Source organism: Winogradskyella ursingii, from assembly GCF_013403975.1.
Classification (GTDB): domain Bacteria; phylum Bacteroidota; class Bacteroidia; order Flavobacteriales; family Flavobacteriaceae; genus Winogradskyella; species Winogradskyella ursingii.
The window spans coordinates 69,424-84,537 of sequence record NZ_JABFDH010000005.1; the positions used below are offsets into that span (position 1 = coordinate 69,424).

General features: G+C 35.1%; 14 protein-coding genes. 6 read left to right on the forward strand and 8 right to left on the reverse strand.

Translation table 11 applies throughout. The features are described from left to right. Positions 1 to 36: 36 nt before the first annotated feature. Entirely contained in the window at positions 37 to 2,526 is a 2,490-nt protein-coding gene (locus tag HM983_RS13070; RefSeq protein ID WP_179346071.1) for a M14 metallopeptidase family protein, read from the reverse strand. A 114-nt stretch (positions 2,527 to 2,640) separates the two neighbouring features. Here HM983_RS13070 and bshC point away from each other — a divergent pair, with 114 nt between their 5' ends. The 6 genes from bshC (at position 2,641) to HM983_RS13100 (ending at position 9,072) form a co-directional block, all read left to right on the forward strand. Continuing rightward, the gene (gene bshC, locus HM983_RS13075; RefSeq protein WP_179346073.1) at positions 2,641 to 4,236 is read left to right on the forward strand and encodes a bacillithiol biosynthesis cysteine-adding enzyme BshC; all 1,596 of its coding nucleotides are present in this window, start codon (positions 2,641 to 2,643) and stop codon (positions 4,234 to 4,236) included. A gap of 118 nt (positions 4,237 to 4,354) precedes the next feature. Further along, a complete protein-coding gene (guaA, locus tag HM983_RS13080; protein ID WP_179346075.1) occupies positions 4,355 to 5,890 on the forward strand; it encodes a glutamine-hydrolyzing GMP synthase in 1,536 nt (511 codons plus the stop codon). Positions 5,891 to 5,988: 98 nt separating this feature from the next. Further along, positions 5,989 to 7,890 carry a PBP1 and LysM peptidoglycan-binding domain-containing protein gene (locus HM983_RS13085; protein ID WP_179346077.1) on the forward strand — a complete coding sequence of 634 codons (1,902 nt, stop codon included), beginning with the start codon at positions 5,989 to 5,991 and terminating at the stop codon, positions 7,888 to 7,890. 1 nt (position 7,891) lies between these two features. After that, positions 7,892 to 8,293, forward strand: coding sequence for an OsmC family protein (locus HM983_RS13090; protein ID WP_179346079.1), 402 nt, complete (start codon positions 7,892 to 7,894; stop codon positions 8,291 to 8,293). A gap of 5 nt (positions 8,294 to 8,298) precedes the next feature. After that, entirely contained in the window at positions 8,299 to 8,841 is a 543-nt protein-coding gene (locus HM983_RS13095; protein ID WP_179346081.1) for a DUF922 domain-containing protein, read from the forward strand. Positions 8,842 to 8,844: 3 nt separating this feature from the next. Next, a complete protein-coding gene (locus HM983_RS13100) occupies positions 8,845 to 9,072 on the forward strand; it encodes a DUF3820 family protein (RefSeq protein ID WP_179346083.1) in 228 nt (75 codons plus the stop codon). An 18-nt stretch (positions 9,073 to 9,090) separates the two neighbouring features. On the opposite strand, the gene HM983_RS13105 is transcribed toward HM983_RS13100, so the two are convergent. The 7 genes from HM983_RS13105 to recF all read right to left on the reverse strand — a co-directional run bounded on the left by HM983_RS13105 (position 9,091) and on the right by recF (position 15,067). Continuing rightward, positions 9,091 to 9,447, reverse strand: coding sequence for a hypothetical protein (locus HM983_RS13105; protein ID WP_179346085.1), 357 nt, complete (start codon positions 9,445 to 9,447; stop codon positions 9,091 to 9,093). Further along, on the reverse strand, positions 9,437 to 11,857 hold the full coding sequence (locus HM983_RS13110; RefSeq protein WP_179346086.1) for a penicillin acylase family protein: 2,421 nt from the start codon (positions 11,855 to 11,857) through the stop codon (positions 9,437 to 9,439). The genes HM983_RS13105 and HM983_RS13110 overlap by 11 nt, the downstream gene beginning before the upstream one ends. A 64-nt stretch (positions 11,858 to 11,921) precedes the next feature. After that, entirely contained in the window at positions 11,922 to 12,404 is a 483-nt protein-coding gene (locus tag HM983_RS13115) for a CIA30 family protein (protein WP_246277514.1), read from the reverse strand. Between the two features lie 89 nt (positions 12,405 to 12,493). After that, positions 12,494 to 13,231 carry a class I SAM-dependent methyltransferase gene (locus HM983_RS13120; RefSeq protein WP_179346090.1) on the reverse strand — a complete coding sequence of 246 codons (738 nt, stop codon included), beginning with the start codon at positions 13,229 to 13,231 and terminating at the stop codon, positions 12,494 to 12,496. Between the two features lie 4 nt (positions 13,232 to 13,235). Then, complete coding sequence (locus tag HM983_RS13125) at positions 13,236 to 13,532, reverse strand: DUF721 domain-containing protein (RefSeq protein WP_179346092.1); 297 nt, start codon at positions 13,530 to 13,532, stop codon at positions 13,236 to 13,238. A 33-nt stretch (positions 13,533 to 13,565) separates the two neighbouring features. Beyond that, positions 13,566 to 13,991, reverse strand: a complete 426-nt coding sequence (locus HM983_RS13130; protein WP_179346094.1) for a lipocalin family protein — start codon at positions 13,989 to 13,991, stop codon at positions 13,566 to 13,568. Next, positions 13,988 to 15,067 (reverse strand): DNA replication/repair protein RecF, encoded by a 1,080-nt coding sequence (gene recF / locus HM983_RS13135; RefSeq protein ID WP_179346096.1) that lies wholly within the window; start codon positions 15,065 to 15,067, stop codon positions 13,988 to 13,990. Before recF ends, HM983_RS13130 begins: the two co-directional genes overlap by 4 nt. Between the last annotated feature and the right edge of the window lie 47 nt (positions 15,068 to 15,114).

Genomic DNA, 15,114 nt, shown 5'->3' on the forward strand with positions numbered 1-15,114 from the left:
GCGAACAATTTTGAAGTTCAGTCTATATATCAAAAATTAAAGTTCATACGCATTATGATTAACAAAGAAAATTGAGTTTACTAAAAACAATTTCCCGTTTTCCCAAAAACTTCTAAAAAGCGTATTATCGACCATATAAATAAAACTACCGCTTCCCATTGGTTCTTCTCCAAAAACTAAAGTTTTATCTAAATTTTTTAATGCTTCTTGACCAGCAAATCCAGAATATACTTTGGTATCTTTTAAATAAGCGACATTGTAACCATTGTCTAGCAAACTGTATGCAGAACTACCTAATTTTAGAGTAAAATAGTCATCACCATAACCAAAAGCCATAGGGTGAGTTTTATCTACTTCTGTTTTAAAGATTGCACCTGTAATGAGGTTGTTACTGTATTCGCGCTCGCGGTCTGCGTAAGGAGTTAGATTATCTTTTTTCTCTTCTTCTGTTGACTCATCTGCTTTTTTGAAATTCAAGCTGAAACCGTCCTTTCCTGCAAAACTTCGTAATGCACCATCAATGGCTATAACCTTTCCGCCACTGCGTACCCAGCTTTTTATTTTTTTCATGTTATCATCATTTAAAATACTGCCATAATAACCATTTGGCATAATGAGAACGTTGAATTTATCCAGATTTGTACGGTCCAAATTATCAGTATTAATTGATGTCAGAGGATAATTAAGTTGTTGTTCAAAAAAGTGCCAAATCTCACCATAGCTCAACGAAGAAGTACCTTCTCCAGAAAGTACAGCTATTTTTTGCGGATTAATTAACTTAATATCAGGTGAGCCAATATCGGGAAATGTATCTGAAAATCCCGAGTTGATTGACGTCAAGGTTTGTTTATGCTCTTGTACTATTACATTTAATTTTGAAGTAAAATCTTTCATCTGCAAATTGTCACCTTTTGTGATAATCAGCGAGCCACGATCAAATTTAGAACCATTTGAACTGAAAGGCTTCTCGGTAAAACGCACTCTAAAATCTTGTTTAAGTAATTCGGCCAAAAATTTAGCATCTTTCATAGAATTCCATTTGCTTACATATCCATAAGCATTGGGAAGTACTGTTGGCATTTTACCAATAACGTTGGTTTTGCTCGCTACTTTAGAGGTACTCGCGATAGCGTCTAATCCATAAGCATAAGGTATAGACCAAGCTGTAATATCGTAAGTAAGCGAATCCGATAGTTTTGCATCTGGCTCAAAAAGGACTTTAACCATTTTGCCTTTTGGCTGGTTGGTATGCACAACTACGGTATTACCATCAATTTCCATATTGCTTTGAGTGCCTGTTTTGTAATTATAACCTGAAACTTTGTTTCCTGTGGCACTTTCGTGTTTAATTTCGTGTTTATTCAATAGTTCCTTTAAACTATTCAGTTTGTCAGGATTACCTGCAACGACGTAGCTTTTGTATTTTAAATTTGAATTATCAAAGAATTTAGAAAATTCAGTATTCAATTTTTCAGCATTTTTCGAAGCAATTTCGACGGTAGAAAGTCCAGTCGTGGTATGATGTGTAAGTCTTTCAACTAAAGTTAGTACATGACCTTCGTCATTCAGAATTCCAAGTCCAGCCATACCGTGTCCTCCTTGTTCGTAAGTCATGCCAATCGCGCCCATGTATGTTGGGTAGGTATCTCCGTAGCTCGGATAAAACAAATCAAAACGCTCTCTTGTAAAAAACAACCAACCTTCCTTGTCAAAATATTTGGCGTGATTCTGACCAATCTGTGTCTGAAAGTCGCGTTGCCAATCACTTATAACTTCATGAAAGGGTTCTGCAGCAGGAGCAAAATAATATGGCTCATTGATGCCCTGTTCATGAAAATCGACATGGATATGTGGCATCCATTTATTATATACTTGTAAGCGCGACTTGGTTTCAACTTGTGTAGCCCAAGCCCAATCACGATTAAGGTCAAAAAGATAATGGTTAGGTCTTCCACCTGGCCAAGGTTCCTGGTGTTCGCTGGCTTGACGGTCTACATTATAAGGCTTGCTTGCCGTTTCATTAAACCAATTGACGTAGCGGTCACGACCGTCTGGATTAATGCATGGATCCATAATAACGACTGTATTTTTTAACCATTCCTGTTTTTCTGTCAGTAGCTTGTATAACGTGAGCATAGAAGCTTCTGTACTAGAGGCTTCATTACCGTGAACATTATAGCTTAACCAAACAATAGCGGTATCGGTTGAGCTAGGTTGGCCATCTGCCAAACCAGCATTTTTAAGGTTGTTTTCTCGGATAGTTTCAAGATTGTTAATGTTTTCTTCACTTGAAATATAGGCCAAATACAATGGTCTACGTTCGTTGGTTTCGCCATACTTTTCAAGTTTCATCTGATTTGGAACTGCATTGGCAACACTTTTAAAATAATCTATAACTTGATGGTGCCGGCTGAATTGTGTGCCAATATCATAACCTAAAAAAGCGCTTGGGGATTGAACAGTTTGTGAAAATGAGGAGATTTGAAAGTTGAGGGCAACGAAGAGAACAAGAATTAATTTCTGCATTTAAAATATAGTTTAGTTGAATGCTAGTAAATATACTAAGCATAGGCGAATTAACTAAAATTTAGCAGTTAAAAAAACGAATGGTATTATATTTAGGGCTTAATTAACATTTTTATGCCAACCGACTTCATTTCGTTTAGGGAAACGGGTTATTTCTCTGATTTTATTTGTGATTACCTTGATGAAAAAACAGAATTAAAGCCGTTTTACAATAGGTTTCCCAAGTTGGAAAATTTTAAAACGCAGATTGAAGAAAAATCGCTGTCATTTAGTAGCGAGCCTAGAAATATCATAACACAAGTTCTTAAAGATCAATATCAAAATATTAATGCTTCAGAACTTACTTCTAATAACATTGAAAGCCTAAAAGAAAAAAACACTTTTACGATTACCACTGGCCACCAGTTAAATCTATTTACAGGACCACTATACTTCTTGTATAAAATTATCTCAACTATAAACTTAACGAAAGAATTAAAGCAGAATTTTCCAGATTATAATTTTGTTCCAATTTATTGGATTGCTTCCGAAGATCATGATTTTGAGGAAATTAATTATTTTAATTTTAAAGGAAAAAAGATTCAATGGAACAGTAAGCAAACTGGAGCTGTAGGTCATTTTAATACCGAAGGTTTAGACGCTGTTTTTGAGGTTGTTTCAGCTGAATTCGGCCCAGGAAAACATGCCGAACAATTAAAAGAATGGTTCAAAAAGGCCTACCTCAATCACAATAATTTAGCTGATGCCACGCGCTATTTAGCTAACGAATTGTTTGGGAATTATGGTTTGGTCGTTTTAGATGCAGACGACAAAAGGTTAAAACGTTTGTTCCTTCCACAGATGAAGAAAGAGATTTTGGAAGAATCTGCCTTTGAAACAGTTACTGAAACGAATAAAAAACTTGAGGGTTTAGAGCTAACGATTCAAGTAAATCCAAGGGAAATTAACCTTTTCTACCTCAAAGACGGACTACGTGAACGAATTGTTAATATAGATGGAATCTATCAAGTGCTTGATACGGATATAAGGTGGTCCGAAACAGAATTGCTAAAACACGTCGAAGAATTTCCTGAGCGCTTTTCGCCAAACGTGATCATGCGTCCGCTATATCAAGAGGTAGTTTTACCCAACCTCTGTTACATTGGTGGTGGAGGAGAACTGATTTATTGGCTGCAACTAAAATCTAACTTTGAGGCACAGAGTGTTCCGTTTCCTATGTTATTATTGAGAAATTCAGCCATAATAAAAACAATTAAACAATCTGAAAAACTCAAAAACCTCGACATTTCGGATGCGGATTTATTCTTGGATAGAGCAAGTTTTATTAATAAGAAAGTCCGTAAAATTTCAAACATAGATATTGATTTTTCTGAGCAGGCCAACTTTTTGGTAAAACAATTTGAAGATTTATATCAACTGGCGGAGCAAACCGATAAATCCTTTTTGGGTGCAGTAAAAGCACAAGAAGTAAAACAAGTTAAAGGCCTGAAACATCTTGAGAAACGGCTGTTAAAAGCACAGAAAAAGAAACTAGCAGATCAAATTAGTCGTTGCACAGAATTGCAAGAACAATTGTTTCCTAATAAGAGTTTACAGGAGCGAAACACTAATTTTTCGGAATTGTATTTGGAATATGGAGAAGATTTAATCCCGGAATTAATGAATAGACTTGAGCCATTAAAGAGTGAGTTTGCAATAATCACAATATAATTCAAAAGTCATTTCTACTAGCTTTGAATTTGGATTTTATCATTGTAAACTGTTAAAAACTATTCAAAAAATCGTAAATCGTAAATCATAAATTCCCCATCAATCCTTATTTTTGCACATGCAACACAACAAAGTCCTAATTTTAGATTTCGGATCGCAGTACACACAGCTTATAGCGCGTCGTGTGAGAGAATTAAATATTTATTGCGAAATCCACCCTTTTAATAAGATTCCAACCGATTCCGATAGTTTTAAAGCGGTAATTCTATCTGGTAGTCCAAATTCCGTGAGAGGAGAAGCCGTTCTGCATCCGGATCTTTCAAAAATCAGAGGTAAAAAACCTATGCTTGCCGTTTGTTATGGTGCACAATATTTAGCACATTTTTCAGGTGGTGAAGTAGCAGAGTCCAATACAAGAGAATACGGAAGGGCCAATTTGGAATATGTAAAACCAGATGAGGAATTCTTTGAGAATATACATAAAGGCAGCCAAGTTTGGATGAGTCATAGCGATACCATAAAAACATTACCAGAAGGTGGGATTTTATTGGCTAGTACAAATGATGTTCAAAATGCAGCTTATAAAATTCAAGATGAAGCAACCTATGCAATCCAGTTTCATCCTGAAGTTTATCATACAACAGATGGGCATCAATTACTTCAAAATTTCCTAGTAAAAATAGCTAAGGTTGATCAAGATTGGACACCGAATGCTTTTGTTGAAGAAACTGTTGAATCACTAAAGAATAAAATTGGTGATGATAAAGTAGTTTTAGGTTTATCTGGTGGAGTAGATTCTTCTGTAGCGGCCATGTTGTTGCACAAAGCCATTGGTAAAAACCTATACTGCATTTTTGTAAATAATGGACTTTTAAGAAAAAATGAATTCAAAGATGTGCTTACCCAATACGAAGGCATGGGATTAAACGTTAAAGGTGTAGATGCTTCGGCACGCTTTTTGGATGCTTTGGCAGGAAAGAGCGACCCGGAGGAAAAACGAAAAACGATAGGTCGTGTGTTCATTGAGGTTTTTGACGATGAAGCACATCTTATAAAAGATGTAAAGTGGTTAGCGCAAGGTACCATCTATCCAGATGTAATAGAAAGTGTTTCAGCAACAGGAGGTCCAAGTGCTACTATAAAGAGTCATCATAATGTTGGTGGATTACCAGATTTTATGAAATTGAAAGTTGTTGAGCCATTGAAAGCATTGTTTAAAGATGAGGTGAGACGCGTTGGTGCATCTATGAATATGGACAAACAATTATTAGGTCGTCATCCATTTCCCGGACCAGGTTTGGCCATTAGGATTTTGGGAGACATTACGCCAGAAAAAGTGCGTATATTACAAGAGGTAGATTTTGTTTTTATCAACAATCTAAGGTCTTGGAATTTATATGATAAGGTTTGGCAGGCCGGTGCAATGTTGCTGCCGGTAAATAGCGTTGGAGTCATGGGAGATGAACGTACATATGAAAAGTGCGTAGCGTTAAGAGCTGTTGAAAGTACGGATGGAATGACGGCAGATTGGGTAAATTTACCTTATGAGTTTTTGCAAAAAACTTCAAACGAAATAATAAATAAAGTAAAAGGTGTGAACAGAGTTGTCTATGATATCAGCTCAAAACCACCAGCAACCATTGAATGGGAATAAATAAATTTCAGTGGAAGCTGGATCTCTTTGTAAATAATGATGGATTTAATTATTGAAGTCCATTGATAATGTCAAAGCGTATATCTAATAAATAGAACATGAAAAATTTTATATCCATCATATTATTGGCATTTGTAATTAGCTTAAACGCTCAAGATTACAAAACGCACAAAGTACAGCCAGGTGAAACCATTGAGACTATTGCCAAAAAATACATGGTAACTCCTTTTGACATATATGCGCTTAATCCAGATGCCAAACGAAAGTTTCAACCAAATTCTGTATTAATTATTCCAGATACGCGCGTTAAGAATGACGATATTGTAGAAGAAAAGCGTGAGCTCATCGGTTACGAAAAACATAAGGTAAGACGTAAGGAAACACTTTTTAGCTTGTCACAGAAATACAATGTCACTATTGACGAAATTAAAAAAGCAAACCGTCAATTATATTCTGAGAATTTAAAGAAAGGGGATAGAATTAAAATACCTAAATACAGAACTATCATTTCTAAGCAGACATTAAATAATACGGTAAAAAAATATACCGTATTACCAAAAGAAGGCAAATGGCGAATCGCTTACAAATTCGGGATTACAGTAGAACAGCTGGAAGCATTAAATCCACGAATGAAGGACGTGATACAACCTGGAGATGAATTGAACGTTCCAAATATTTCGGATAATGAAGAAAAGGCTATTGAATCTGAATATAATTATTACGAAGTACAACCAGCAGAAGGTTTCTTCCGGCTTAAAGTAAAGTTAGGATTAACTCAAGAAGAATTGGAAGAACTAAACCCTGATCTTAAAGAAACGGGACTTAAAAACGGCATGGTTCTAAAAGTACCTGCATCGGTAGATGTAATGGAAATATTGGGAGATGTGGAAATGACGTCATTGGAAAAACGATTGACTAATTTTAAAAAGAAAAAGATTGCTTTAATGATGCCTTTTCGTTTAGATAGGATAGATACAGATTCAATTGAAGAAACAAAGGCAATGATTAAAGACAATAGATTATTACCTATTGTGTTAGATTTTCATGCTGGTGCAATAATGGCTTTAGATTCAGCAAAACAGCTGGGAATTTCAACGGAGTTAAGGGTGTTTGATACGCGTTATCAAGCTTCACATATAAGGGAGTTATTAAGTGAAAACAATTTTTCCGAATATGATGCAGTAATTGGTCCTATGGAAGAAAAAAGTTTTGATCGTGTGGCTTCTGCGCTCAGGGGAGATAAAGTCCCTGTAATTGCCGCAATGAATAAACCTAAAGACGTTTATAATAACGTCTTTCAAACGATACCAGAAGATAAGTTGTTGCAAAAAGCTATGATAGATTTTGTAAAAGCAGATAGTCTTTTAAATCAGATTGTTATTATTTCTGATCAAGCCAATCGTGCAAGAAGCGAAATGCTGAAAAGAGAATTTCCTTCGGCTAAACTTATTTTTTCAAGAAAAGATAAAAAAGGTAATGATGCCCACTTCATATATCCAACAGATTTGGAAAATGTGTTTACCTTAGGAAAAACGATTGTTTTTTTAGAAACGGATAGTAATGCCTTTGCATCTAGTGTTATAAGTATGCTCAATGGTTTAATTGATTTGAAAAAAGAACTCATTTTGGCCACTTTAGATAAGAATAAAGCTTTTGAAGGTAAGAATATCGATAACTACCATTTATCAAACCTCAAATTTCATTATCCATCCGTGAACAAAGATTTTGATGAAAATAGTACCAATGGATTTGTTAAAGCATACCGCAAAGAATATGGTGTTTCGCCAAGTAAGTATGCAGTACGTGGTTTTGATATAACGTTAGATGTTCTGATGCGTTTAGCTTATAAAGACGATTTGTTTCAAGCTTCAGACGAGTCCATCGAGACTGAGTACGTGGAAAATAAATTCAGATACAATAAATCATTGTTTGGAGGTTACGTGAACGAGGCTGTATATATCGTGAAATACGATGATCTTAGAATTGTTAAAGCAAATTAATATGACATCAAAAGTAACTTATATCGGTAATTTAAGAACTGAAAATGTTCATCTCAAATCTCAGGATTCCTACATTACTGATGCACCAATAGATAATAATGGTAAAGGTGAAGCGTTTTCACCAACAGACACTATAGCAACAGGGTTGGCCAATTGTATGCTCACGGTTATGGGCATAAAGGCGGCAGATTTAGAAGTGAATATGTCTGGCACAACTGCTGAGGTTACAAAAACTATGGCAAGTGACCCACGAAGGATTTCAAAAATTGACATTGTCATTAACTTTCCGTTTAAAGCTGATGATAAATTGAAAACCATATTAGAGCGTACAGCAAGTACATGCCCTGTGCATTACAGTTTGCATCCAGATATTGAAAAAAATATTACATTTCATTGGGAGTAAAATAGATGAAAATTCTCATAGCACTATTATCATTTTTCTTTCTAGTTGGAAATCCATCCAACGAAGAGCCGATGCTTTGGACTGAATCAAAAAAATTGGATTGGTCTGATTTTAAGTCTGCACCAAACCCAAACTCGGATGCTGTGGCATTGACTGCTTCTGGTATTACATTTGGTTTCTCTATTAAAACCACGAATCGTAATCGTGTTGTGGACTTTACAGCGACTGTAGAGTCACATTTTTATCCAAATAAATCTTGGTACGTTGAGTCTATGGCAGACGATTATATTTTGGCGCATGAGCAGCTGCATTTTGACATAACTGAATTGTATGCAAGGATGTTTAGGGAAAAATTATCAAAATTAAAACCGAACCAAAACATTAAGGGTCAACTGAAAAGGCTTCATAACTCTATCAATGAGGCTTTGGACAAAACCCAAAAGCGATACGATTTTGAAAGCAACCATTCTATGAATCCTGAAATGCAGAAGAAATGGGAACTTTTCATAGAGTTAGAGTTAAAGAAACTTGATAATTTCAAAGTCTGAGCCTTGGAAGGTAGCAAAGAAGCACTTATAGAACTTGCTCATTATAAAATGCCTTTTGGTAAATACAAAGATCGTTATTTAGTAGATATACCAGAGTATTACTTCACCTGGTTTAAACAAAAAGGCTTTCCTGAGGGGAAGCTAGGCAGAATGATGACGCAAATGTATGATATAAAAATCAATGGTTTAGAAGAATTAATCTATACGATTAAACGAGAGTTTAAAAAGTGATTTTTAACTAAAAAGAACTTAATTCTTTCCGAACACTAACCGCAACTGCTTTCCAAACATAGCGGCTACTCCTGCAGCGAGACCTCCAATAACTCCGGTTACTAGCATCAATAGATAAGCATTACCTCCTAAAGATAACAATGTAGCTATGCGTTTTGCTAAAATAAAGTCGTTTCCATTACTCAAGATAAAACTATAAACAATCCAAAACAGTAGTATGGCCAGAAAAGGAATAAAAAATACACTCGCTTTTTTTAATGGAATAAATAAAGCTGTAGCCAATGCTGCTGTCATCACAGAAGGCCATCCCATAAATAAGGATAAAATGAAGGCGAGCACTATAGTTGCTATAAAATTGAGAATATTATTGCTCATTAAAAATAGGTTTTAAAGTTTGTGTTCCAATGATAGCATCGGTTGCGGTATTGGATTGTAAAAAGTTGAGCTTATGGTATTTGCCAGCTGCCCAATCGTCTATGAAGTTGTCATAATACTTACTGCCTGGGTTTCCTGACTGTCCACCCGGATAAATTCCTAGAGCAGTAGGCGGAGATGTCATTTCAACAATCATTCGCCATGATGGTCCGTGATTTTCGGAAGTAGCATTCACTATGCTTCGATCTCCTCCAATTGGTACATCAAAACGTGAGAATGCTGGTAATGCTTGTAGCAAGTGACCAACATAAGTGGCTTTGTATTTTTGCCAAGTGTAATCTCCTTTTTCGTCTTTTATTTCCATTAACCGTTCTGCAGCTTTCTTAAAACCTAAAAGAAAAAGATCTTTAGCGGTTTCTTTCTCTGGTGTCTCAACGATATCCATAAATTCGTCTTCACCATGGTTTTTTAACAAATAAGTGGTTTGATATGTGAATGGTGTTGAAAGTGCCGTACTGTCCGCCTCAAACTCATCCCAAACCAAATCATACACATTGCCATACCATTGCCTAAAAATACTTGGCCCAACTTCTTCAATGTCATTGTTAAATTCCCAATTTTTAATTTCTTTATATATTGCTTTTTCTTCAGCGGTTAAATTTGAAACATCCATATTTTCTAACATGTATGGTACAATTTCAGCCGCTTTAAGATTATAATTATTATTGTGCAGATCCTTAAAATCTTGGATGTCAAATTTTTCCTTTGAATTAAAAAAATCATTAATCACACGATTTCTATATGTCTCATAACCGTCATTAAAAACATAATACGGATAGTTTTCATCCACAGGATGCTGATTTGCAGAACTCACAAAACCACGTTCAGGATTTTTCACATGCGCATTAAATTGTTGCGGAATAAACCCTTGCCAGTCATTTTCAGGTTGGCTACCATCCATGATAAATTTACCTTGGCCTTCCCATTTGTTAGGCAATAATCCTTGTATCCAAAGGGCAATATCGCCTTCCGTTGAAGCGAATACAAAATTTTGTGCAGGTGCTGTGTAATGACTCAGTGCTTTAACGTAATCGTCATAATTTTCACCTTTATTTAATTCTAAAAATGTTTTTTGATTGTTACCGCCAATATGCCCAACCCATTTCATGGCATAGCCAGCCATTCCGAGATTCGATTTAAAATTGCTATCATACACCACAGGACCATGATGCGTAAACCAAATGGAATCCCTGAAAGTTTCTTGTCCTTTTATTTTAATCTCCTCAATTCTATAGGATACGTCTTTCCAGCCTCCATCATATTTATATTTTGTTTTATCTTCATTAAATTCAATTTTATACCAATCAATTACATCTCGAGTGGCATTGGTTTCGCCCCAAGCAATTTTTTGGTTAAACCCAGAGATCACTCCCAAAGCGCCGGGAATTGTTGCTCCAAATACATTGTGGTTTGGTGTACTCAGTTGCATCACAAACCAAATGGCAGGTAGATTAAGACCCAAGTGAGGATCGTTTGCCAAAATAGGGTTTCCTGAATATGATTTATCACCTGAAACCGCCCAATTGTTACTGCCATTATCCGGATTGGGTTGATCAATAATTTCGGCTATGGAATCTAGAACGACCTCAGTATTTGGATTTTCAGTTTGTGGTACATCAATAAAACTCCAATCGGTTTCCTTTGGAATAATGGGATCAGTTATGTCGAAAAAATCTGGAAATAACAAATCAAATCGCTCTTTGCCTAATAGGCGTAGCGCGTTTGTGTTCACCATATCGTCATCACCACCTGCTAACATTTTTGTCATGTACATAAGTAATAAAGCAGTCTTTTTAGGTGTCCATGCTTCTGGTTTGTAATCCAATAGTTTATATTCTACAGGGTAAGTTTTTTCATTTAATTGATTAATATAACTATTGACACCTTCGGCATAAGCCTGAACAAAGGCTTGTGTTTCCGGATCTTCTTTCATTTTTTTTAGTGCTTGTTCTGCTCCGTAACCCATGCCGCGTCTGCGTTCTTGACGGTCGTAATCCAGTGCGTTTTCTCCTATAATTTCAGAAAGTCTACCCGCTGCCGCATAGGTTTGAAATTCCATTTGCCATAAGCGGTGTTTTGCGGTTAAATAACCTTGTGCTCTGTAAAGGTCGGTTTCGTTTTGGGCAAAAACGTGTGGAATCAATTGTTCGTCATAATGTACGGTCACATCATCCTTTAAATGTGAAATTGAAATGTTTCCGGTTAAGGATTCATCGGTTTCATTTTGCCATATGCCTGTATACGGGTTTAAGAATTTACCTAACGGTGGAACTGATCCAAATTTGGTATTAAGCCCATAGAACACAAGTATAACGAGCAGTAATGTTACAATTAATTTAAAATATTTCATGTATGAAAATTAAGAGGACATCAAAATACTAAATAATATTTACTTTAAAATTTAGATGTTTGAATTAATGAATTTTTATAAAATCGATGAGAAGTTGAAAACGATCTTCTTTTTTGTTTCCGATAAGATAGGTGATTTCTGCCATTTGCTCGCCATCATAGTTTGGAATATCCAATCGGTTGCCACGAAAAGCGGGATACATTTCAGAAAAAGGAATCTCAATATTCTGCCACTCCTTGGTGGTGGTAAATTCGTAAATAAAAGAGTGCCTTTGGTCTTTGGTATTTTTTACTCTGAACTGATATTTCTTTCCATCACCTTTAACGCGTATCAAAAATTTGGAATACGAATTGGTTTCAATAGTTTCAAAACCGTATTGTATAGAAGAAAAACCACCATTGTTTTCTAATGAAATTTTGCCAGAAAATACCGCGTGTCCTTGATCATTTAATTCAAATTGCCCATTGGATTTTCCTCCCATGACGACATCATCAACAATGTTCCAGTTATTAATATTGCTCTCAGTGTTAAAATCAAAAATTGTCATAGTTTGTAGGAGTATGCTAATGATAAATATACTTAAATAGCGCATGAATTTTTCTTTATGTAAAGATACAAAGCAATTTACAAAAGAAACTATTTTTTAAATATGCGATAGAAAGGTTTTAAAAACCCGAAAAATTTCTTGTAGAAATGTTTAGACTTATAATAGATGATCTTATACAGCTTGGCTTGATATTCTGAAATTACTAAATCTACTTGACGCTTATCGGGCTGCATTTGAATACACGCAAATCCTCCCCACATTTCTCTAAAAAGGCCATCATGGTTAAAAGCTCCAGTTACATAATCCAGTTCTACGTAATTAACATAAGGATTACTATTGTAATCAAAAGCTTTCATCGCCGCTCTGCAATTTGGGTTAAAGCTGTCATGAAGGATAATAGTCACAGGTTTTTTCGGTACAATTTGTAATACATTATATAAATCCCGCAGAACACCTTCAGTACTATGGTCACCATCTATTAATATAAATTCAATAATTTCTTCATTTTTAGCAATTTTATGAATCAATTTTGGCAGTTCAGTTTTAGAATCACCAATAAGATAAGTGACGTTTTCAAAATTATCGCATCGTGAATCTCGATGATCTGGTGTTATATCAATCGCATAAACTTTCTCTGAATGGTCACTTAAGACCTGTAAACTTCCACCATTGTATGTGCCAATTTCAATGGCAACTGTTGGTTTGATATAGTTAAGTATTTCAATGAGAGTAGCTTTTTCGGCTCTACTCATAGACCACTGTATTGGGTATTTGTGACCTATATAATTTGGCTCTTGATTGTCTGAATAATTTAAAGGTTGGTTCATGAATTTAGCGGAGCACTAATTTTTTCACCACTTCTTTACCAATAGCCTCATTGAGCATTTTAACGATTTTTGCATTGCCGTAACTAAGTTCTTCGCGTAAAACACTAGAGCTAAGTTGTACGTAAAGTGTTTCGTGTTTTAGTTCAATGGCCGTGGTGTAATTATTAACTCCGTTACCCATTAAATTTGCCCAAGCTTCGCGCACGTTAACCTTGTCCAATCCAGTTTGTAAATTATTTGATTTAACAAACTCTTTTAGAATATCTTGTATTGGTTGATTGTCGTTGTTTCGCTTTGCCATTTTTAAATTCTATTTGGAAGCTATTTTATTTTATCAATCAGTTTCTACATCTAAAATAATAGGTGCATAACGCTCGTATAAATATACAATATTGTTTTCGTTTACCACTTTGAGCTCTGTTTGGGTAGCATTTAAAATGGTTTCTTTCCAATTTGAAAATGGAGTTGAATAATAAATATTTAAACTGTCATTTTCTAGTTTTATGGTCAATGCTTCAGCATCGTCCGAAGTTAAATAAGTGTCGTTGATTCCAGGTTTTAACTTTTTCCTAAAACCTTTTAAACTGTCGTTAAAGCTAATATAATCTATAGTTTCGTTGAATCGATAATCTTTTTCTTTTCCATCTGGCATAGTCACAGATTTAATTTCCCAGTAACCTTCGAGGTGCTCAAGGTAAGTTTCAGGATTTTTTGAGCAACTGATAACCAAAATACAAATCAGTAGGTATAACTTTTTCATAGTTTAATAATTTTGTAAGATTGATGAATCTGTTTCACAATATCCTCAGTACGTTCGGCATGGGTGTCGCTGATAAAAATTTGTCCGAATTCATCATTATCTACCAACCTAATAATTTGCGCTACTCTATTTTCATCCAATTTATCAAAAATATCATCCAATAGAAGAATGGGAGCAACATCACATTGTTGTTTTATAAAATCGAATTGTGCCAGTTTCAATGCAATTAAAAATGATTTCTGTTGTCCTTGACTGCCAAATTTTTTAATCGGATGTTCATCAATTAAAAACACCAAATCATCCTTGTGTGTCCCAACACTAGTATATTGTAAAGCTTTATCTTTATTGATATTTGCTTTTAATATTGAAATCAATTCATCATCAAATAAATCGCTTTTATAAGTCAAATTAATATCTTCCTTGCTCTGGCTGATTTGCTCGTAGCGCTGTTTGAAGATAGGAATAAAAGTTTGTAAAAACGCATCTCGCTTTTTGAAAATTTCTGTGCCAAACGTATGCATCTGCTCATTGTAAATGGCCAGTGTATCTGCATTAAAGGTATTGTTGAGAGCAAAATATTTTAGCAGAGCGTTTCTTTGAGAAAGCACTTTATTATAATTAATCAGTTCAGTTAAATAGGTTTTATCGCTTTGTGAAATCACGCTGTCAATAAACTTACGTCGTGTGTCGCTACCTTCAATAATCAAATCACGATCTGCTGGCGAGATTATTACAAGTGGAATAAACCCAATGTGCTCGCTGAATTTTTCGTAAGCTTTACCATTTTTCTTTATGATTTTTTTCTGCCCACGCTTTAATGACACAATTATTTTTTCGGTACGGTCATTTTTGGTAAAATTGCCATCAATCATGAAGAATTCTTCACCATGTTTTATATTTTGTAAAGCGATGGGATTAAAGTAACTTTTTCCAAATGCCAAATGGTAGATTGCATCTAATGCATTTGTTTTTCCGATACCGTTGGCGCCAACAAAGCAATTGATTTTGGCGTCAAAATCAAAAACCTGAGTTTCAAAATTTTTGTAATTGACTAGCGAGAGGGTGTTTAGAATCATAAATATAGAATGGTTTGCCCAATTTTAGTGGCTTAGCAAAGCATTTT